The organism is Amycolatopsis sp. DG1A-15b (assembly GCF_030285645.1).
Classification (GTDB): Bacteria; Actinomycetota; Actinomycetes; order Mycobacteriales; family Pseudonocardiaceae; genus Amycolatopsis.
The window spans coordinates 1396062-1414946 of the sequence record NZ_CP127296.1 but is presented as its reverse complement, the minus strand read 5'-3'; the positions used below and the strand labels follow the sequence as shown (position 1 = coordinate 1414946).

General features: G+C 73.8%; 25 protein-coding genes. 14 read left to right on the top strand and 11 right to left on the bottom strand.

All coding sequences use genetic code 11. From position 1 onward, the window contains the following. Positions 1-103: 103 nt before the first annotated feature. Positions 104-448, top strand: coding sequence for a hypothetical protein (locus QRY02_RS06615; protein ID WP_285990612.1), 345 nt, complete (start codon positions 104-106; stop codon positions 446-448). Between the two features lie 207 nt (positions 449-655). Here the strand turns inward: QRY02_RS06615 and QRY02_RS06610 are convergent, their stop codons facing one another. Continuing rightward, the gene (locus QRY02_RS06610; protein ID WP_285990611.1) at positions 656-1270 is read right to left on the bottom strand and encodes a GTP cyclohydrolase II; all 615 of its coding nucleotides are present in this window, start codon (positions 1268-1270) and stop codon (positions 656-658) included. A gap of 79 nt (positions 1271-1349) precedes the next feature. Between QRY02_RS06610 and QRY02_RS06605 the strand changes: the two genes are divergently transcribed. The 5 genes from QRY02_RS06605 to QRY02_RS06585 all read left to right on the top strand — a co-directional run bounded on the left by QRY02_RS06605 (position 1350) and on the right by QRY02_RS06585 (position 4334). Continuing rightward, positions 1350-1832, top strand: a complete 483-nt coding sequence (locus QRY02_RS06605) for a MarR family winged helix-turn-helix transcriptional regulator (protein ID WP_285990610.1) — start codon at positions 1350-1352, stop codon at positions 1830-1832. Positions 1833-1853: 21 nt separating this feature from the next. Beyond that, a complete protein-coding gene (locus QRY02_RS06600) occupies positions 1854-2045 on the top strand; it encodes a hypothetical protein (protein ID WP_285990609.1) in 192 nt (63 codons plus the stop codon). 97 nt (positions 2046-2142) lie between these two features. Further along, the gene (locus QRY02_RS06595) at positions 2143-2733 is read left to right on the top strand and encodes an RNA polymerase sigma factor (protein ID WP_285990608.1); all 591 of its coding nucleotides are present in this window, start codon (positions 2143-2145) and stop codon (positions 2731-2733) included. Then, the gene (locus QRY02_RS06590) at positions 2726-3610 is read left to right on the top strand and encodes a CU044_5270 family protein (RefSeq protein WP_285990607.1); all 885 of its coding nucleotides are present in this window, start codon (positions 2726-2728) and stop codon (positions 3608-3610) included. Before QRY02_RS06595 ends, QRY02_RS06590 begins: the two co-directional genes overlap by 8 nt. A gap of 88 nt (positions 3611-3698) precedes the next feature. Continuing rightward, positions 3699-4334: a TetR/AcrR family transcriptional regulator gene (locus QRY02_RS06585; RefSeq protein ID WP_285990606.1), complete on the top strand. Its 636-nt coding sequence runs from the start codon at positions 3699-3701 to the stop codon at positions 4332-4334. Here the strand turns inward: QRY02_RS06585 and QRY02_RS06580 are convergent. Next, complete coding sequence (locus tag QRY02_RS06580; RefSeq protein WP_502874244.1) at positions 4241-4582, bottom strand: MerR family transcriptional regulator; 342 nt, start codon at positions 4580-4582, stop codon at positions 4241-4243. The genes QRY02_RS06585 and QRY02_RS06580 overlap by 94 nt on opposite strands. 78 nt (positions 4583-4660) lie before the next feature. On the opposite strand from QRY02_RS06580, the gene QRY02_RS06575 reads away from it, so the two are divergent. Then, entirely contained in the window at positions 4661-5614 is a 954-nt protein-coding gene (locus QRY02_RS06575) for an SDR family NAD(P)-dependent oxidoreductase (protein WP_285990605.1), read from the top strand. A 94-nt stretch (positions 5615-5708) separates the two neighbouring features. Further along, positions 5709-6539 carry a S1 family peptidase gene (locus tag QRY02_RS06570; RefSeq protein WP_285990604.1) on the top strand — a complete coding sequence of 277 codons (831 nt, stop codon included), beginning with the start codon at positions 5709-5711 and terminating at the stop codon, positions 6537-6539. A 1-nt stretch (position 6540) separates the two neighbouring features. On the opposite strand, the gene QRY02_RS06565 is transcribed toward QRY02_RS06570, so the two are convergent. After that, positions 6541-7176, bottom strand: a complete 636-nt coding sequence (locus tag QRY02_RS06565) for a TetR/AcrR family transcriptional regulator (RefSeq protein ID WP_285990603.1) — start codon at positions 7174-7176, stop codon at positions 6541-6543. Positions 7177-7272: 96 nt separating this feature from the next. Between QRY02_RS06565 and QRY02_RS06560 the strand changes: the two genes are divergently transcribed. Next, the gene (locus QRY02_RS06560; protein ID WP_285990602.1) at positions 7273-7872 is read left to right on the top strand and encodes an SRPBCC family protein; all 600 of its coding nucleotides are present in this window, start codon (positions 7273-7275) and stop codon (positions 7870-7872) included. A 26-nt stretch (positions 7873-7898) separates the two neighbouring features. Beyond that, entirely contained in the window at positions 7899-8216 is a 318-nt protein-coding gene (locus QRY02_RS06555; protein WP_285990601.1) for a hypothetical protein, read from the top strand. Here QRY02_RS06555 and QRY02_RS06550 read toward each other — a convergent pair. After that, positions 8197-8949, bottom strand: coding sequence for a ZIP family metal transporter (locus QRY02_RS06550; RefSeq protein WP_285990600.1), 753 nt, complete (start codon positions 8947-8949; stop codon positions 8197-8199). The two genes, QRY02_RS06555 and QRY02_RS06550, sit on opposite strands and share 20 nt — an antisense overlap. A gap of 198 nt (positions 8950-9147) precedes the next feature. Between QRY02_RS06550 and QRY02_RS06545 the strand changes: the two genes are divergently transcribed. Next, positions 9148-9594 (top strand): hypothetical protein, encoded by a 447-nt coding sequence (locus QRY02_RS06545; protein ID WP_285990599.1) that lies wholly within the window; start codon positions 9148-9150, stop codon positions 9592-9594. Between the two features lie 51 nt (positions 9595-9645). On the opposite strand, the gene QRY02_RS06540 is transcribed toward QRY02_RS06545, so the two are convergent. Then, positions 9646-10488, bottom strand: coding sequence for an NBR1-Ig-like domain-containing protein (locus QRY02_RS06540; protein WP_285990598.1), 843 nt, complete (start codon positions 10486-10488; stop codon positions 9646-9648). Between the two features lie 214 nt (positions 10489-10702). Here QRY02_RS06540 and QRY02_RS06535 point away from each other — a divergent pair, with 214 nt between their 5' ends. Then, the gene (locus QRY02_RS06535; RefSeq protein WP_255410490.1) at positions 10703-10825 is read left to right on the top strand and encodes a hypothetical protein; all 123 of its coding nucleotides are present in this window, start codon (positions 10703-10705) and stop codon (positions 10823-10825) included. A gap of 49 nt (positions 10826-10874) precedes the next feature. On the opposite strand, the gene QRY02_RS06530 is transcribed toward QRY02_RS06535, so the two are convergent. Next, positions 10875-11015: a hypothetical protein gene (locus QRY02_RS06530; RefSeq protein WP_285990597.1), complete on the bottom strand. Its 141-nt coding sequence runs from the start codon at positions 11013-11015 to the stop codon at positions 10875-10877. Between the two features lie 35 nt (positions 11016-11050). After that, entirely contained in the window at positions 11051-11893 is an 843-nt protein-coding gene (locus QRY02_RS06525) for a phytanoyl-CoA dioxygenase family protein (protein ID WP_285990596.1), read from the bottom strand. Positions 11894-11974: 81 nt separating this feature from the next. Here QRY02_RS06525 and QRY02_RS06520 point away from each other — a divergent pair, with 81 nt between their 5' ends. Continuing rightward, the gene (locus QRY02_RS06520) at positions 11975-12970 is read left to right on the top strand and encodes a LacI family DNA-binding transcriptional regulator (protein ID WP_285990595.1); all 996 of its coding nucleotides are present in this window, start codon (positions 11975-11977) and stop codon (positions 12968-12970) included. Between the two features lie 7 nt (positions 12971-12977). Here the strand turns inward: QRY02_RS06520 and QRY02_RS06515 are convergent, their stop codons facing one another. Next, a complete protein-coding gene (locus QRY02_RS06515) occupies positions 12978-14240 on the bottom strand; it encodes a GGDEF domain-containing protein (RefSeq protein ID WP_285990594.1) in 1263 nt (420 codons plus the stop codon). A 245-nt stretch (positions 14241-14485) separates the two neighbouring features. Beyond that, a complete protein-coding gene (locus QRY02_RS06510; protein ID WP_285990593.1) occupies positions 14486-15700 on the bottom strand; it encodes an MFS transporter in 1215 nt (404 codons plus the stop codon). 757 nt (positions 15701-16457) lie between these two features. Here QRY02_RS06510 and QRY02_RS06505 point away from each other — a divergent pair. Continuing rightward, entirely contained in the window at positions 16458-17009 is a 552-nt protein-coding gene (locus QRY02_RS06505) for a DUF2231 domain-containing protein (protein WP_285990592.1), read from the top strand. Between the two features lie 39 nt (positions 17010-17048). Here QRY02_RS06505 and QRY02_RS06500 read toward each other — a convergent pair whose 3' ends face one another. Both QRY02_RS06500 and QRY02_RS06495 read right to left on the bottom strand, forming a co-directional pair. Then, on the bottom strand, positions 17049-18113 hold the full coding sequence (locus QRY02_RS06500; protein ID WP_285990591.1) for a 4-oxalomesaconate tautomerase: 1065 nt from the start codon (positions 18111-18113) through the stop codon (positions 17049-17051). Then, the gene (locus tag QRY02_RS06495) at positions 18110-18814 is read right to left on the bottom strand and encodes a 4-carboxy-4-hydroxy-2-oxoadipate aldolase/oxaloacetate decarboxylase (protein ID WP_285990590.1); all 705 of its coding nucleotides are present in this window, start codon (positions 18812-18814) and stop codon (positions 18110-18112) included. The genes QRY02_RS06500 and QRY02_RS06495 overlap by 4 nt, the downstream gene beginning before the upstream one ends. Between the last annotated feature and the right edge of the window lie 71 nt (positions 18815-18885).

The following is an 18885-nucleotide window of genomic DNA, read 5'->3' as shown; positions in this document are numbered from 1 at the left end:
CGGTGAGACGGAGATCACGAGCGAGGGCGTTTACCCCGGCATCGCCGGGGTAAACCTCCGCCGTTCGGGTTGCTTCAGCTGCTTCCGCCTCAGGAGTCGTTTGATGACCAGCGTCTTGACCGACAACCTCGGGAACTCGCGTCCGGTCCCCCGGCCGCGCCCGCGTCCGGTCACGTCCGACACGCTCGCGGAGCTCGGCCGCCTCGCCGCGCTGGCCGAGCTCGCCCGGCGCTCCTCGCCGTCCCTGATGCACCACGCGATCCTCGCCGGCACGTCCCCCGCCACGGTGGCGGCGGCCGCGAAGGTCGACGTCGCCGAAGCGCACATCCGCTGGCACGAATGGGCCGACACGGCGGTCGGCCGCGACGAGTACCTCCGCGTGCACACCGCCTTCGCCGAAGCCGTCGTCGCCCGCCACGACGCCCTGGAGGAGGACCTGTGCCCGTGACGACCGAGGAGACGACCCTCGCCGACCTGGCCGCGCTCGGCGACGCGGCCACCGAGCTGCTGGCCGAGATCACCGAGCAGCTGGCGACCGTGGCTTCACGGCGCTGACCCGCGCCAGGCGCATCGGCCGGCGTACCTGGACAGACGACACGCGTACCCGGGCGGACGACACGCGTACCTGGACGGACGACACGGCAGCGGAGCTGCCTCAGCCGGCCAGTTCGGGCAGGGCCAGGGTGTGGTTCGTGTGCCGGGCCTTGGCGTCGAGGTACCGCAGGTTGTCCGGGGTGGCGTGCACGCCGGTGGGGACCGTCCCGGCGACCGTGACGCCCCGCTCGCGCAGCTGCCGGACCTTGTCGGGGTTGTTGGTGAGCAGGTCCACCTCGGTGTGGCCCAGCGCGGCGAGCATCTGGGCCGCCGCGGTGTAGTCGCGGGCGTCCTCGGGCAGGCCCAGCGCGGTGTTCGCCTGGTAGGTGTCGAGCCCGGCGTCCTGCAGGGCGTAGGCGTCCAGCTTGGCGTAGAGGCCGATGCCCCGGCCCTCCTGACGCAGGTAGAGCAGGACGCCGCCGGCCGCGTCGATCCGTTCCACCGCCTCGCGCAGCTGCGGCCCGCAGTCGCAGCGGGCGGAACCGAAGACATCGCCGGTCAGGCACTCCGAGTGCAGCCGCACCAGCGGCCGGACCGGGTCGCCGAACACCAGGGCGAGGTGCTCGGCGCCGTCCGCCAAGCCGTCGAAGGTGACGACGTCGGCCGAAGCGGAGAAGCCGTCGGCGAAGCGCAGCGGGACCCGTACCCGGGTGCGGACGGTGGCGGCGGGGATCATGGCAACTCCGTTCAAATTTGAACCTTGATCCCGACCGTACCCCTTGAGTTCGAATTTGAACAACAGGTACCGTTGTGACATGGGTCGTCCACGGTGGCTGAACGTCGAGGAGAAGCGCGCCTGGAACGCGTTCCTCGGCACCTACGAGCTGCTCAACCGGCGGCTGGACCAGCAGCTCAAGCAGGACTCCGGGATTTCCCACCTCCAGTACGTGATCCTCGCGCGGCTCAGCGCGGCCCCGGACCGCGAACTGCGGATGGCCGAGCTCGCCTGCGCGGTGTCGAACTCCAAGAGCGGGCTCACCTACCAGATCGGCCAGCTGGAGCGGGCCGGCCTGGTCCGCCGCCGCGCGTGCGAGAGCGATCCCCGCGCCGTCTACGCCGTGCTCACCGACGAAGGCGTGGCCCTGCTGGAGCGGGCCGCGCCCGGGCACGTCGCCCTGGTCCGCGAGCTGCTGATCGACGTCCTCACGCCGGACCAGCTGCGCGCCATGGCCGACGGCTTGGGTGAGGCGAACCGCCGCATGCTCGCGGTCGACGACACGGCCGCCGGCTGCTCCTGACCTCTCGATCGGAGGACCGCCATGGGTGCGATCGCTTCGAGTCCTGCCGCCCTGGTGGTCTACCTCGTCCTGCTGGCCGGCCTGGTGGCATTCCTGGCGTACGCGTGGTTCACGCGGTACCGCGAGAACTGGGACGAGCTGCTGCGCAAGTGGTCGGCCCGGCGCGACGACGAGCGGGACCGGCGCCCACCGCCGGACGACGAGCATTCGTGACCTGCATCACCTTCTTCGCTGATCCACGCTGATTCCGGAACCCGCTGCGCGCCGCCTGAGAACAGCTCATGACACTGGCTGGATCGAAAGGCGGGCGATGACCCCGGAAGACACCGATTCCGACGACGACGCGAGCGTGATCGCGCGGTCGCGGCACGAGCCGAGCCTGTTCGCGGTCATCTTCGACCGCCACTCGCGGCACATCCACCGCTATGTGGCCCGGCGCCTCGGCCCGGCGACCGCCGACGACGTCCTGGCGGACACGTTCCTGATCGCCTTCGACAAGCGGGCGAAGTTCGATCCCGCCCGGTCCGACGCCCGGCCGTGGCTCTACGGCATCGCCACGAACCTCATTTCGCGGCAGCGCCGGACGGAAGTGCGCGAGCTGCGGCTGCGGCTGGCCATCGGACCGCCGGGCGCCGACGAAGGGCACGCCGACCGGGTCGCCGACCAGGTCACCGCGCAGGCCCTCGGCGCGCGGCTCGACCGGGCCCTGGCCGCCCTGCGCCCCCGCGAGCGGGACGTTCTGCTGCTCGTCGCCGCGGAAGGCCTGGCCTACCAGGAAGTCGCCGAAGCACTCGACATTCCCGTCGGCACCGTCAAATCCCGGCTCAACCGGGCTCGCGGCCGCGTCCGCGCCGAGCTCGGCGCTTTCGACCTCGTGAAGGAGACCTCGGGTCATGGATGAACTGGACCTGATCCGCAACCGCGCGGAAACCATCGGCTTCGCGCCGCCGGAGCACCTCGCCCCGGCCCGCGAGCGGCTGCTGGCCGCCGCACGCGGCGAACGGCGGCACCGGCCGCGCCGCTGGTTCTGGCTCGCCGGCGCCTCCGCCGGCTTGGCCGCGGCGATCACCGCCGTCGTCGCACTGGCCCCCGCCGACCAGGTCGGCGTCGGGGTCGGGCCCGCCGTGGCGCACGCCGACCCGGTCAAGGTGCTGACCGCGGCGGCGAGCAACGTGCTGAAGGAGCCGGGCAAGCCGCCGCGCCCCGACCAGTTCCTGTACGTGAAGACGGAGACTCCCGACCACCACGTCCGCGAGGTCTGGCGCTCGATCGACGGCACCCGCGACGGCCTGATCGGCGACATCAAGGTCGGTGGCTGCCGCGACGGCAAGGCGCCGATGTACGGCACGAACGACCCGCGCGCAGAAGGGACGCTCGAGGATTGCCGGCCCTCGCCGGTCTACCGGACGGACCTGCCGACGACCGCCGACGCGATGCTGGCCTACCTCTACCAAAAGGAGGACGATCGCCCCGGCAGAGCCACCTACATCGGCAAGGACGTGTACAGCCTCGCCTATGAGCAGGTCCTCCAGCCGGCGTCCTACGCGGCGCTGTTCGAGGCGGCGGCGCGGGTGCCCGGGCTGGCGGCCCTGGACCACGCCACCGACGGCGCCGGCCGCCCGGGCGTCGGGATCACGTGGCCGGTGCCCCCCGGCTCGGGCCCGAAGGCGAAGCCGATGGTGATGGTCTTCGACGCCACCACGTTCCAGTTCCTGGGGACCGACGACAGCGCGGTCATGGTGAAGACGTACGTGAACGAGGTGGGACAGCGCTCCTGACCGCACGGCTCGCCGGGACCCCGCACCGGGTCCCGGCGAGCCGTCCGTTACGGCCATGCGCCGTAACGGATCGCCTAGGCTCTCCCTCATGGCGTCAGCACGCGAGACGAACCCGGAAGCGCCGCGCCCCGGCGGGCGTCCCCGCGACGCCGCGCTCGACGAAGCCATCATCCTGGCGACGCGCGAGCGCCTCGTCCGCGACGGCTACTCGCTCATGACCATCGGCGACATCGCGTCGGACGCCGGGGTCAGCCGCCCGACGCTGTACCGGCGGTGGCGCACCAAGTTCGAGCTCGTCGTGGACGCGCTGGACTACGGCTTCCGCAAGCAGCGCGACTCTTACACCGTCGACCTGACCGAGATGGAACCGCGGGAGGCGTTCACCGAAGCCGTCCGGCGGCTCGATCCCGCGTACTTCAACCCGGACGCCATGGTGCTCATGGGCAACTTCGCCGGCGAAGCGATCCGCACCCCCGAGCTGCTCGGCATCCTGCGGGAGCACGCCGTCGAACCGCGGGTCACGCTCGTCGAAAACGTGCTTTCCCAGCTGCAGGAGAGCGGCGAGGTCGCCGGCGGCATCGACAAGCACACCATCGCGACGCTGTGCTTCGGCAGCTACTTCGCCGCCTTCTACCGGGGCGAGAGCCGGGACGAAATCCCCGAAGCGGTCGTCTCGGTCCTGTGGCCCGCGATCACGGCAACGAAGCCGGCACGACGGCGCTGAGCCGGCGGAATGCCCTGGCCTGGTTCAGGGTGCGGCCGGGTGGCTCCAGAGGGCGCCCGTACTCCCGTCGGCCACGTGTTCGGAGTACACCCCGCCGCGCGGAACTTCGTGCAGTAGAGCAGCCATTCGACGTCCCACTCGGTGTAGACCCGGCGGCCGCCGGCGTCGCGGCGGACCGGACCCGCCAGCAGGCCTTCCCGCTCGTACAACCGCAGCGCGTGCACGCTCATGCCGGTGCGCTCGGCCACCTGCCCGATTCCCAGCTGCACGCCACCGATCGTAGATCAGTTGACCTCGACCGCGGTCCAGCTCCTGGCTTCGCCGCCATGACCACGCACCAGCACAAGATCGGCTCCGGCTTCGGTCACCGCACCACGGCGGCGGACGTCCTGCACGGCCGCGACCTCACCGGCAAGCTCGCCCTCGTCACCGGCGGGTATTCGGGCCTGGGCGCCGCCACCACCCGTGCCCTCGCCGCCGCCGGCGCCCACGTGATCGTCCCGGCCCGGCGGCCCGCCGAAGCCCGCGAAGCGCTCGGGGGCACGGCCGAAGTCGCCGAGCTCGACCTGGCCGATCCCGGCAGTATCCGCCGCTTCGCCGAGCAGTTCCTCGACACGGGCCGCGGCCTTGACATCCTCATCGGCAACGCCGGGATCATGGCGTGCCCGGAAACCCGCGTCGGCCCCGGCTGGGAGGCCCACTTCGCGGTCAACCACCTGGGCCACCACGCCCTGGTCAACCGGCTCTGGCCGGCTGTCCGGCCGGGCGCGCGGATCGTCGCCGTGTCGTCGGCGGGCCACCAGCTCTCCGGGATCCGCTGGGCCGACCCGCACTTCGAACGCGGTTACGACCGCTGGCTCGCCTATGCCCAGGCCAAGACGGCCAACGCCCTGTTCGCCGTCCACCTCGACGCGCTCGGCCGGGAGGCCGGCGTCCGTGCGTTCTCGGTGCACCCCGGCGCGATCCTCACCCCCCTTCTGCGGCACCTGACGCGCGCCGAAATGGTGGAACGCGGCTGGGTCGACGAGGACGGCCGGCTCGCCGACCCCGGGTTCAAGACGCCGGAGCAGGGCGCGGCGACGCAGGTTTGGGCGGCGACCTCGCCCCGGCTCGCCGGGCTGGGCGGCCTGTACTGCGAGGACTGCGACGTGGCCGAACCGACCGAGAGCTCCGACATGGTCTCCGGGGTCCGCGCCCACGCCACCGACCCCGGTGAGGCAGCCCGGCTCTGGGCGCTTTCGAGTCGCCTGACCGGCGTGAACGCGTTCGGGAGCCGATGACCGGCGCCGGCACTCAACCATTCGGGCCTCCCGGCCGTGCATTAAAGGTGTGAGGACCTCTTCGGATCGACGTCGGCAGTTCCGGGCACGAGCCGTGGCGGTCGCGGTGCTGACCGGAGCCGGCCTCGCGTTCGCCCACGCCGTGACCGGGGTGACGGTCGCGGGCCCGATCCTGGCCGCGGCGGCCGGCGGGCACAGCCTGCCCGACACCGCGGCCGCGGCGCCGGCCCCGGCGCCGGTGACCACGTCCGCCCGGCCGGCCCCGAACCCGACCCTGCCGTTCAACGCGAAGCTGACGTCCGATGACATCCCCGTCCCGGGCGGCGGGGTGCGCAACGGCGCCTGCAGCGGGGCGCTGGTCGCGCCGCAGTGGGTGGTCACCGCCGGGCACTGCTTCCACGACCTGAAGGACGTCCGGATCGGCGGGCGGCCGCCGTACACGATGACCGTCACCGTCGGGCGCCTGAAGGACACCGATCCCGGCGGCTACACGACCGAGGTCGTCGACGTCCGGCAGTCGCCGGTGAACGACCTGGCGGTGGCCAAGCTCGGCCGCCCGATCGACGACATCGTCCCGGTGGCGCTGGCGACGAGCCGGCCGTCGGTCGGCAAGCAGCTCCAGTTCGCCGGCTGGGGTTCGCTCTCGGCGACCGTGCTCGGCCCGTCCGACCACCTCAAACGCGGGCGGTTCACGGTGTCGGGCATCGGCCAGGCGACCCTTGAGGCCCAGCCGGTCGGCAAGCGCACGGTCGAAAACGGCCCGTGCCCCGAGGACTCGGGCGGCCCGTTCTTCGTGTCGGACGACGACCGCACCGGGACCCTGGTGGCCATCGTCAACACCGGGCCGCCGTGCCCGCAGCCGGGCGCCGAGACGATCGCCCGGGTCGACGTCGTGGCGGACTGGATCCGCGAACAGACCGGCTGAGTCAGCGCGCCCGCAGGGCGGCCAGTTCCTCGGTGATCAGCAGGTCCGGGTCGAACTTCATGCCGGCGAAGTGGCCCGCCAGCTCCAGTGACAGCACGCCGTGCAGGCGGATCCAGAAGGACAGCGCGCGGTGCAGGGCCGCGGCGGGCGCGGGGTGGCCGCCCGCCCACTCGCGGTGCGTCTCGAGGTGCGCGTCGAACGGCGTCGGCGGCTGGTCGTCCGGCTCGTCGGCGCAGGCCTCGATCAGCACCGCCATGACCTCGAACGAGATCGCGGTCGTGTCGCCCGGCGCGTGGTAGCCGGGCACGGGCGTGCCGTAGATGAGGAAGTACCGCTGCGGGTCGGCGCGCGCCCAATCGCGGATGGTGCTCGCCAGTCCGGACAGGCCGGCCCCGGCGTCGCGCGCGGCGCGGACGGTGTCGGCGAGGCTGCGGTAGGCGTCCCGGATCAGCGCGGTGATCAGCTCGTCCCGGCTCGCGAAGTACCGGTACAGCGCCGGGCCGCTCATGCCCACCTGCTTCGCGATCGCGTTGAGCGACAGCGCGGGCACCCCGGCCTCGGCGATCTGCTCCCACGCGTGGCGCTTGATCTCTTCGCGCACCTGGGCTCGATAGCGCTCTCGCGGGCTCTCGCTCATCACTGTTAGAGCCTATCACTTTTCCTATTGACACTCACGGCAAGTTGGTTATAGCTTCTAACTATTCGAACAGGTACTAACCACCCGGAGGACACCATGATCGGCACCCGGCTCCGCTCGGCACTCCTCACGTTCTCGGTCGCCGCGGGACTGGCGGGCACCGCCGCCCCGGCCGGAGCCACCCCGGCGACGGCGGTGAGCTGCCGCGGGGTGGGCATCGATCCGGCCGCCCAGCTCCACTACCGGACCGAGACGCTGATCAAGGCGCCGGCCGCCGCGGTCTGGAAGCTGCACACCGACGTCGGGGGCTGGCCCGCCTGGCAGCCGGCCGTCACCAGCGCGCGACGGCTCGACGCAGGGCCGCTGCGGCCGGGTTCGCGGTTCCGCTGGACCACGCCGGCGCCGCCCACGCCCACGACCCCGGCGACCACCCTGGTCATCACCTCGACGGTCGGGCAGCTGCAGCCGGGCCGGTGCGTCCGCTGGACCGGCCCGGCGATCGGCGACGGGCTGCGCATCGACCGCGGCGTGCACGTCTGGACGTTCACGCCGGTCCGGGGCGGCGTGCTCGTCCGCACCGAGGAGAGCTGGGCGGGCGAGCAGATCGAGACCGATCCCGCCACCGCCATCCGCTACCTGGCCGCCGGGCTCGACGCCTGGCTCGCCGATCTCAAGACCACCGCCGAAGCCCGCTGAGCTTCGTTCCCGAGATGGAGAAGACGATGACTGTCACCGCCCCGCCCCGCACCTCGAAGGCCGTTCTCGTCGCGGCCTGGGCCGTCCCGGTCCTGGTGGCCGGCCAGTTCGCGCTGCTGTCCGGCGTGCCGATCGCCGTCGTGCTGATCGGTTCGCTGCGGCGGCGGGTGCACCGCCGGTGGGCCGCCGCCCTCGCCGCCGTCTACGCCGGCGCGCTGACGGCGTGGCTGGCCGGGCCGGGCAGCGCGCCGAGCCTTTCGAAGTTCCTGAGCCCCCTGGCCACCGCGTTGTTCACCGCGGCGGGTGTCGTGGTCGCGGTCGCCCTCAGCCGGCGTGCCCGATGACGAACGCGGTGAGGAAGCCGATGGTGGCGAGCAGGCCGGTGTAGAGCTCGGTGCGTTCGAACGCCTCGGGGATCATGGTGTCGGCGATCATGGCGAGGATCGCCCCCGCGGCCACCGCCGTGATGGCGGCGACGGTCGCAGGGGACGCCGTCCGCAGCAGGAGGTTGCCGGCCAGCGCCGCCACCCCGCTGGCGACCGCGATGCCGCTCCAGACCCCGAAGACGTACCGCGCCCCGCGACCGGCGGTCTTCATGCCGGCGGCGCTGGACAGGCCTTCGGGGACGTTCGAAATGAACACGGCGGCGAGCACGGTGACCCCGATGCCCCCGCCACCGAGCAGCGACACGCCGAGCACGACGGACTCCGGGATGCCGTCGAGCAGGGCACCGACGGCAATGGCGGCCCCGCTGCCCGCGGTGTCCTGTTCGGACGGTTGCTGCCCACCGGAACGCTTGCGGTGCCGGGCACCGCGCCGGGCCAGCAGCACGTTGATCAGGACGTACACGGCGGCGCCGCCGAGGAAGCCGCCCGCGGTCGGCCCGAGCCCGCCGGACCGCTGGGCTTCGTCGACGAGGTCGAACGAGAGCGCGGAGATGAGCACGCCGGCCCCGAAGGCCATGATCCCGGCCACGACCCGCCGCGACACCCGCACCCACCAGGCCACCGCGGCGCCGAGCACCAGCGCGATCCCGCCGACGAGGCCCCACAGCCCCGCCTCCACCCACTGCGGCACGAAGAGCCACCTTTCGCCGGGTCCGTGATCGTCTCGGAAGGGACTACCCACGACGGCCGTCGCGGACACAAAACATTGTCCTGATGTGCGCGGACATTCCCCGGACATTCGCCGTCTTGTCCCGCTTCCCGGCGCGCTGCGAGTCTCCGGAGGCACCGGCGGAGACCGCCGGTCGTCGAGAAAGGAAGCGACATTCCCATGCACACCAAGAGCAGCAAGCCGGCCCGCGGCCGCGCCGCCGCCGTCGTCGGGACGGCCGTCGCGCTGGCGACCCTGTCGGCGGGCCTGACCGCCGCACCGGCCGGAGCCGGCACGCTCGGCACGTCCGCCCTGTGTTCCGGCACGGCCACCGGCGCGGTGGCCAAGTGGGGCCCGGTGTCCAAGCACTGTTCGTACACCAGCCCGGCGAGCGGCTGGCGCGGGAAGCTGCGGGTCGAGTGGAACACGCAGTCGGGCACCAACCAGGCCGCGTGCGTGGAGGCCCGGATGGGCAAGGCGGCCCACCCCGACGCCTGGCAGGGCATCGGGTGCGGGAAGTCCGGGGTCGGGACCGTCAAGTGGCCCGCCAACACCGCGTCGAACCTCGAGGTCCGGGTGAAGGGCATGGGCACCAGCCTCATCGCCAACGTCGACTACTTCATCTGATTCCAGCCGGCCGACGAGCGCCCCGGCCCCGCGGACCCCGCGGGGCCGGGCTCAGCCGGTCACTTCGACCAGGAAGTAGATGCCGCTCGACTGCGGCAGGTAAAGCCGCCCGCCGGAGTCGACCATCTTCCAGAACACCTGGCACGGGCCCGGCGTGCCGCGGGCCTGGACCGGCACGCTGACCGTCACCTCCGCGCCGGGCTCGGCGTCGGGCAGCGGCACGCGCGGATCGGTGTGGCAGACGTCCAGGCCTTCGAGCGGGGGCAGGCGCTGCAGGAACCGGCCGTGCCACGCGACCGTGCCGGCGTTGCGCAACCGCCACGTCTTGACGAACCGCTGGTTCACCAGGACCCGGCTGCCGTCCGGGTACGTGACGTCGGCGACCAGGCTGGAGGCGTCGCCTTCGATCGGCAGCGACGGCTCCCCGCCGCCGGACCGCGGCCAGCTCACGGCGACCACGACGCCCGCCGCCACCACGACCACGACCGCGGCGACCAGCAGCCACCCGTGGCGCCCCGGCCGGGACGCGCCCTCCGGCTCGGCCGCCCCGTCACCGTCGCCACCGTCCTGCCGGGCGGCGGTCCAGCGGGCCCGCCACTCGCGCCGGGTCTGCTCTTCGTCTTCGCCGAGCACGGTGACGGCCAGGGGCCGCACGAACTCCCAGGTGGTCTCCCAGCTGGGCAGCTGCAGCCCGCGCGCGGCGGCCGCCAGCGCCGATTTCGAAGCCACCGCCCCGAATTCGGTGCGCATCCGATCGTAGGACGGATCGGCCGCCGTCTCTTTGAGCACCAGCAACGCGTGCGCGAACGCCGGGACCGGGCCGCCGTCCGGATCGGGCCGGTGGGCCCGGCGTCCCCGTTTGCGCACCGGGCCGTCCGCGTGGTGGATCGTCATCTGCCGCCTTCCCCCGACGCACCGCCCGCGACGGTAACGCAGTCGCGGCGCCCGCGCCGACGGCGGTTCCGAAGATCACCTGGCCGGGCGGGCATCCCCGGCGATCCGGCCACACCCGGCGGTCGCGGCCGCGCCGGTGTGGCGCGCGTCACGGAATGCGCGGCGATCTTCGGCGCTACAACGAGGAGAACCCGTTCGTCCACAAGGGAGGGCCATGTCCGCCACCACCACTCCGGAAGAGTCCGTCGCCGTGCCCGAGCTGGAGGACTTCGACTTCCCGCTCACCGACGGTGCCGCCTGCCGCATCGACGACCCGGACTGCGAAGCCTGCCAGTGAGCTCGGGCTCCGGCCACGGCGCACCCCGCCGGGCCGGAGCCTGAAGGTATCAGACGTGCATGGCCAGCCACAACGCCATCCAGGCGAGGCACGCCAGCGCACCGCCGACCCCGAAGGCGAGCAGCACGCGGCGCAGCGCCGCGACGACGCCGGCCCGGCCCGTCATTTCGGTGATTCCCGCATCAACCATGGCCATCAGGTGCCCGCGTCCGGGACCGCCAAACCTCAAGCCCCCATCACGAGCCCCTCGATCGTGTGCTTCTGGGTGATCGGCCGCAGGACGTCGACGACCGGGCAGTGCAGGTGGGCGCGCACGGACTCCGGCAGCGCCGCCCGGAACTGCCGGGTCATCGCCGTGTCGTGGCGGGCGTCGTTGCCCGCTCCCGGCGCGTCGAGGCCCAGCACCAGGACCGGGCGGGCCTTCGCCGAGTGGTTCGCGGTGCCGCGGTGGACCGTGAGCGCCGACCGGATCGAAATGTCGCCCATCCGCGGGAACTTGCGGACCGCGAGTTCCCGGTAGCGCGACCAGGCCTCCCGAGGCGGGAACATGCCGTGGTCGAACGCCCTGCCGTCGTCGCGGTGCGTGCCGGGCGCGATCTCGAACGGCCCCATGTCCGGCTCGGTGTCGACGGCGGTCACGTTCACCGCCAGCGACGTCAGCCGCCCCTCGCGCGCGGTTTCGGCGGGCATCGGGAAGTCCCGGTGCCACGGCTGGTCCACCGCGCCTTCGAGCGGGACGTCGAAGCCCACCTCGACGATCCGGTAGGCCGGTCCCAGCACCGCCTCGGCGACGGCCGTGATCCACGGGTGGCCGGCCAGTTCGGCGAACCCGCGCAGCTGCTCCGGGTGGATCTCGACGTAGAAGCGGTTCGGGCCGCGGCCGACGGCGCCGCCCGGACGGGCGCGGGCCTCGGCGAACGCGGTGTCGATGTCTTCGCCGAGCTGCCGCACCCAGTCGCGGGAGAACGCCCCGGGCAAGCCGATGATGCCGTCCGCGTCGAGGCGCCCGGTCAGCGCCGCGAGTTCGGCGGCGGGCAGCGGAGCGGGGGCGGTGTGGTGCGCGGTCATCCGGGCCTCCTGTCGAGCACGACGGCGTGGCAGCTCAGTTTGCAACGTGGCATGCCACGTTGCAAGAGGTACGCTGCGCCGGTGAACCCGAAACTGCGCGACGTGGCCGAGCACGCCGGTGTCTCGGTGCGCACGGTGTCCAACGTCGTCAACGGGTTCCGGTACGTGGCCCCGGCGACCCGGGAACGCGTGCAGGCGAGCATCGACGCGCTCGGTTACCGGCCCAACCTGGCCGCGCGCACGCTCCGGCACGGGCGGACCGGGCTGGTGGCGCTGGTGATCCCCGAGATCGACTCGCCGTACTTCGCCGAGCTCGCCGCGCGGACGGTCCGGATCGCCGGTGCCCGGGGACTGACCGTGCTCATCGACCAGACCGACGGGGACGCCGAGCGCGAGAAGGAACTGCTGCACGGCCGGCGCAGCCAGCTGGTCGACGGCGTCCTGTTCAGCCCGTGGGCGGTGGCCCCCGCGGAGCTGGCCGCGCGCACCGACACCGTCCCGCTGGTGCTGCTCGGCGAGCACGACGGCACCGCCGGCGTCGACCACGTCGCCATCGACAACGTCGCGGCCGCGCGCGAGGCCACCCGGCACCTGCTGGCCTCGGGCCGCCGCCGCGTCGCGGCGCTCGGCATCCAGCCGCGCTCGCTGAACGCGACCGCGCGGCAGCGGCTCGCCGGTTACCGGCAGGCACTGGCCGAGGCGGGCCTGCCGGCCGAGCCGGAGCTCGAGGTGCCGGTGCGGCGCCTGCACCGGGCCGACGGCCACCGGGCGATGCTGGACCTGCTGGCGCTGCCCCAGCCACCCGACGCCGTCTTCTGCTTCACCGACGAACTGGCGCTGGGCGCGGTGCGAGCCGCCGCCGACCGCGGTGTCGCGGTGCCGGAATCCCTGGCCCTGGTGGGGTTCGACGACATCGAAGACGGCCGCTACAGCGTGCCGGCCCTCACGACCGTGTCGCCGGACAAGGACCGCATCGCCGAACTCGCCCTGGATCGCCTGGCGCGGCAGGCGGCCGAGCCGGAACCCCCGCGGTCGATCGTCGCGCCGCACCACCTGGAAGTGCGCGAGACGAGCTGAGCCGGCGTCAGCAGCCGGCGACCGCCACCCTGTCCCGGCCCGCCTTCTTGCCCGCGTACAGCGCGTCGTCGGCCGCGCGGATCATCTCGTCCAGGCCGGTTCCCGGCTCCGACGGGTCCAGTGCCGCGCCGATCGTCGCCGACAGCGTCACCGGCTCGCCCGTCGGCGCGGTGATGCGCAGCCCCCGGATCCGGAGGCGGATCCGCTCGGCGATCGCGCGGACCTCGGCTTCGTCGACGTCCGGCAGCAGGACCGCGAACTCCTCGCCGCCGTACCGGCCGACCGTGTCCCCGCGCCGGACGGTCCGGGTGAGCACGGTGGCGACCTCGGCGAGGACGTCGTCGCCGACCGGGTGGCCGTGGGTGTCGTTGATGCGCTTGAACCAGTCGAGGTCGATCATCAGCACCCCGGTCCGGCCGCGGGTGCGCTCGATCGCGTGCTCGGCCTGTTCGTGCCAGGCGATCGCGTTGAGCAGCCCGGTGCGCTGGTCGGTGCGGGCGGCGAGCTTGAGCTGGTCGAGCTGGACGCACTGGTGCAGCGCGAACGTCGGGATGATCATCAGCAGCGCGGCCGGCGGCCACCAGAGCAGGGCGAGCGCGACGAACACGCCCAGCGCGAGCTGGCTGACCTCCAGCAGGTTGTCCGACGCGCTGCCGATCAGCCGGCGCGGGTGCTCGACGGTGACCGTCCAGGCGATGACCGTGCCGACGAGCCCGGTGTTGACCGCCCACTGCACCGCCGCCGCGGCGACCACGGCGGCCAGGTCGGCCCAGCCGGGCCGCGCGCCGCCGGCGAGGTGCTCGTGGACGCCGCTCGAGCGCAGCACGGCGGCCGCGGCGGCCGCGGCCAGCGCGAGCGTGGCGGCGGTGTAGACGGTGCGGTGCGGCGGCCGGACCGCGTCGAACCGGTTGACCAGCGCCCAGCGGTGGGCGTAGATCACCGCCACCAGCACCAGTTCGAGCACCAGGGGCACCGCGATCGCCCCGGCGAAGATCCAGACGCTGCAGAGGTCGACGTACGGCGTGCCCGCGCGGTCGCGCCGCCGCCGTTCGATGAGGTGGGAGGCGTGCAGGTGCGGCAGGGCCGCCGCCGCGAGCCAGCCCGCCGTCACCCACTGCTCCGGTGTCGGTGCCGCGCGGGCGGCGAGCGCCAGCACGCCGAGCGCCAGCAGGTCCACGCCCAGGACGAGGAACCGCACCCGACCCGGCAACGACCACAGCTTCCACCCCGATGGTGACCGGCCCCCGCCGGTGACCACGCTTTCCCCCATCGCAGCGCCTCCCCCGCGCCGGTGATGCCCCGATTGCCCAGGGTAGTCGCGTCACGGCCGGATGTCAGGTGTTTCCTGCCATCGCGACCCGACCGGGCGGCTGAGACCATTCCGGGGTATCCGGCAGGAACCCGCACGGAAAGGCGAGCCGATGAGCGACAAGGGCTGGTGAACCACCGCGACCGAGTCCCACTCCCCTGCCACCGGGAAGGAGCCCGCGATGAGCGACAGAGGCTGGTGACGAATCAGGCCTCGGCCGGGAGCGCGGCCGACACGGCGTCCGGACTGCGGCGCGCCCAGGCCGCGGCCGCGGCGAGCGCGACGAGCGCTCCCGCGGTCCCCGCCCAGGCGATCGCCGCCGCCGGCCCGACCAGCTGGGCGAGGACGCCGCCGGCCACGATCCCGAGCCCCTGCCCGGCGATCATGCCGGTCCGCGCGAACCCGAGGGTCCGCCCGCGCACCCGCGGCGGGGACAGCTGGACGAACGTCGCGCCCGCGGTGACCTGGTAGGCCGAGCACAGCCCGGAGACGAACAGCAGCGCCAGGGCCGTGCCCAGGGCCGGCCGGCCCCAGAAGGCCACCAGCGGTGCCGCCGTCCCGACCGCCAGCACGCCCAGTGCCCGCACCCGCACCGGCCGGGCGACCCGCCGCAGCAGCAGCGCGCCGACGACCGCGCCGCCCGGTTCCGCGGCGAGCAGCACCCCGATCCATTCGCCGCCGACCCCGGCCTGCTGGGCGAACGGGACCGCGAGCCCCTCGGGGACGACGGTGAACAACGCCAGCCAGCCCAGCCACACCAGCGTCCCCAGGGTGCGGTCCCGGCTCACCGCAACCGCACCGGCGGCGATCCGGCGCCACCACGTCGCCTCGCGTTCGGTGGCGGCGGGCGGCAGGTGCCGGCCCAGGCCGGCGCGGATCAGCACGGCGGAAGCGGCGAACGTGGCGGCGTCGACGGCCAGGGCGGCGTGCGCGCCGACCCCGGTGACCACGAACGCGGCCGCGGCGAACCCGAGTACCAGGCACAGCTGCGTGGTGACCTGCTGAACCGCCTGTCCCGCCTCGTACCGGCTGCCCAGCAGCTCGGGCAGGACGGCGCCTTGGGCGGCCGAGAAGGGCGCTTCGGCCAGCTGCACCAGGACGAGCAGCACGGCCATCAGCGCCAAGGGCACGGCGGGCACGGCCATCACCGCCACCAGCACCGCCCGGATCACATCGCAGGCCACCATCACGCGGCGCCGCGGGTACCGGTCGGCCAGCCACGACAGCAGCGCGCCGGACACGAGGGCGGGCAGCATCGACAGGGCGTAGGTCGCCGCGCTCAGCGCGGCGGAACCGGTGCGCTGGAAGACGAGTATCGACAAGGCGACCCGGGCCAGCTGGTCCCCGGCCACCGACAGCAGGCCCGCCAGCCAGAGCAGCCGGAAGCCGCGAATCGCGAACGCGGACCGCGTCGCACCCATCCCCCCACCCCCGAGGCCGGCACACTGTGTCACGCAGAGCGTTGCCCAAGACGCTCACGGTAGCGCGTGGGAGAGCGCCCCACCATCAACGGCGGCGGGTCTGCGGGCGGCGGGGGGCTGGGGTGGGCGGCGGGCCGAGCCACGGGCGCGGCGCACTGCGCCGCCGGGTCGAACCGCACCCGGCAAAGGTGGCCGGGCCGCCGTCGAACACCCCGGCGAACACGCCGGGCGGCGGCGCGGGACTCCCTGGTCGGACCACGCCGCGCGGAGGGTAGACCACGCCGCGGCGGCGAGCGGCGCGCGCGGGACCGCTTGGCCGGCCCACGCCGCGGCTCGGCAAAGTCGGCAAAGGTGGCCGGGCCACTGTCGGTCGGCGCCGGTCGAACAAACCCGGCGAAGGCGGCGCGGCGGCGGCCGCTGGGGGGCGAGGCGACGCGGAGGCGGCGGCCGCGCGGAGGCGAGGCGGCGCGGGGCGAGGCGGCGCCGCGGAGACGAGGCGGCGCGGGGCGAGGCGGCGCCGCGGAGACGAGGCCGCGCGGGGCGAGGCGGCGCCGCGGAGACGAGGCCGCGCGGGGCGAGGCGGCGCCGCGGAGACGAGGCCGCGCGGGGGCGAGGCGGCGCGGAGGCGAGGCAGCGCGGGGCGAGGCAGCGCGGAGGCGAGGCGGCGCGGAGGCGAGGCGGCGCCCGCGGGACCGCCCGCTCGGACCGCCCTGCGCGAGGGCGGTTGGACCGCGCCCGGTGGGGTAGCCGGGACGGCATGCAGAGAGCCGATCGTGTTGAGACCCCTGCTCCGCCGCATCGGGTGCTGATGGCTGTCGAGGATGCCGAAGCGCTCGATGTTCCGGCCACCGCCCTCGCCTACCGGCTGCGCCGGGCCGCCACGAGTGTTCCCGGGCGGCTGTTGCGCGGGCGCTGGCTGGGCCATCCGCTGCACCCTCTCGCCGTCACCGTGCCGATCGGCGCGTGGCTGTGCTCGGCCGTGTTCGACCTGCTGCCCGGTCAGGAAGAGGGCGCCCGCCGGTTGGTCGCGACCGGCCTGCTGGCCGCACCCGCGGCGGTGCTCCTGGGCCTGTTCGACTACGCCGACCTCGACGAACGGCAGCGCCGGGTCGGTCTTGCGCACGCCGCGGCCAACGCGGCCGCGATCGCCCTCTTCGGCGCGTCCTACGCCGCCCGCACGCGCGGGCGGGTGGCCCGCGGCCGGGTGCTGGGTGCGCTCGGCCTGGCCGTGACGAGCGCCGGCGGCGCGCTCGGCGGGCACCTCGCTTACGCGCAGGGCGCCGGGTTCTTCCGCTGGCAGTCGCGATGAACGGCCGCGCCGGCGCCACTCGAAAGCAGTGCCGGCCCCTCAGGAACGAGGGAACACCGTGCCGTCGAACAGCTTCCGGGCCGTGCGGACCACTGTGGACCGGCGGATCCGGGGTGGGGTGACCGTCGTGTCGAACTCGATGCCGATCGCGAGCTTTCCGCTGGGATGCTCGACTTCGACGGGCTCGCCGCCGGGCGGGGCGGCGAGCAGTTCGTGGCCGGCGGCGCCGTCGAGCAGCAGCGCCGTCACGACGCTCACCGCGCCGAGCACCCCGATCGACGGGTGCGGCTTGACCGGGATGAACGTGCGGGTGCAGACGGCGCCGCCGGCACGCGGCGCGGCGACCAGCGTGGTCTTCGGCACCGAGCTGCCGCCGACGTCGCCGAGCCCCATCAGCTTCCCCGCTTCGGTGCGCAGGGCGTCGATCCGCCGGGCGAGCGCGGTGTCGGCGGCGAGCTCTTCGACCGGTTCGTACCCGGTGACGCCGAGGTCGCGGGCACGGGCCACGACGACCGGCATCCCGTTGTCCACACAGGACACTTCGATGCCGCCGACGTCGTCGCGGACGTGGCCGGTGGGCAGCAGGCTGCCGCACACCGATCCTTCGGTGCCGGTGAAGTCGAGCTCGACCGGGGCGGCGGTGCCGGGCACGCCGGAGATGGCCGTGCCGCCGCGGTAGTCGACTTCGCCGCCGGGGGTGGCGAAGGTGGCGATCGCGATGGATCCGGTGTTGAGCAGCCGCACGCGCACGGTGGTGCGCTCCGGCCCGGCGGGGACGAGCCCGCGTTCGACGGCGAACTGCCCGACGCCGGCGAGGAGGTTGCCGCACGTCTGGCGGTCGGAGACGGTGGGTTCCTCCACGCCGAGCTGCAGGAACAGGTAGTCGACGTCGTGGGCGGCGTCGGTGGCCGCCGAGACGACGGCGACCTTGCTGGTGACCGGCTGGGCACCGCCGAGGCCGTCGATCTGGCGCGGGTCGGGGGTGCCCATGATCCGCAGCAGCAGGTCGTCGCGGGCGGCGGGGTCGGCGGGGAGGTCTTCGGCGAGGAAGTAGGCGCCCTTCGACGTCCCCCCGCGCATGAGCATGCAGCGCACGCCGGTCATGCCTGCTCCTTCGCGTACTCCTCGGCCGTCAGGTACCGGACGCCGAGGGCGCCGAGTTTTTCGCGCAGGCCGTAGCGGTCCAGGCCGAGCTGGCCGTTCGCGAAGGCGTCCCGTGCGGCGGCTTCCTTTTCCAGCCTGGCTTGCGCTTTGCCGAGTCCACTTCGGACGTCTTCGCGGCGGACGCACAGGACGCCGTCGTCGTCGGCCAGCACGGCGTCACCGGGGCGGACGAGCTGCCCGCCGGCGACAACGGGGACGTTGACCGCGCCCGCGGTCGCCTTGACGGTGCCCTGCGCGCTCACCGCGGCCGACCAGACGGGAAAGCCGAGCGCGCGCAGTTCGGCGACGTCGCGGACGCCGGTGGTGGTGACCAGCCCGCGCACCCCGCGGCGGCGCAGCGCGGTGGCGAAGAGCTCGCCGAAGAGGCCGTCCCGGCACGGTGAGGTGGTGGTGACGACCAGGAGGTCGCCTTCTCGGCACTGCTCGACGGCGGCGTGGATCATCAGGTTGTCCCCGGGCCAGCACAAGGCGGTGACGGCGGTGCCGCCGACGCGGGCGCCGTCCTGGATCGGCCTGAGGCCGGCGGAAAGCAGGCCGGAGCGGTCGAGAGCCTCGTGCACGGTGGCGACGCCGTAGCCGGCCAGCCGCGTCACCTGGTCGAGGTCGGCGCGCGGCGGATCGGTGACGATGACGGGGTTCATCCCATCACGGTACGATCCGGTTGACGAAATTGTCAACAATCTTGGCGCACAAGCCGCGAGGGACGCGACCG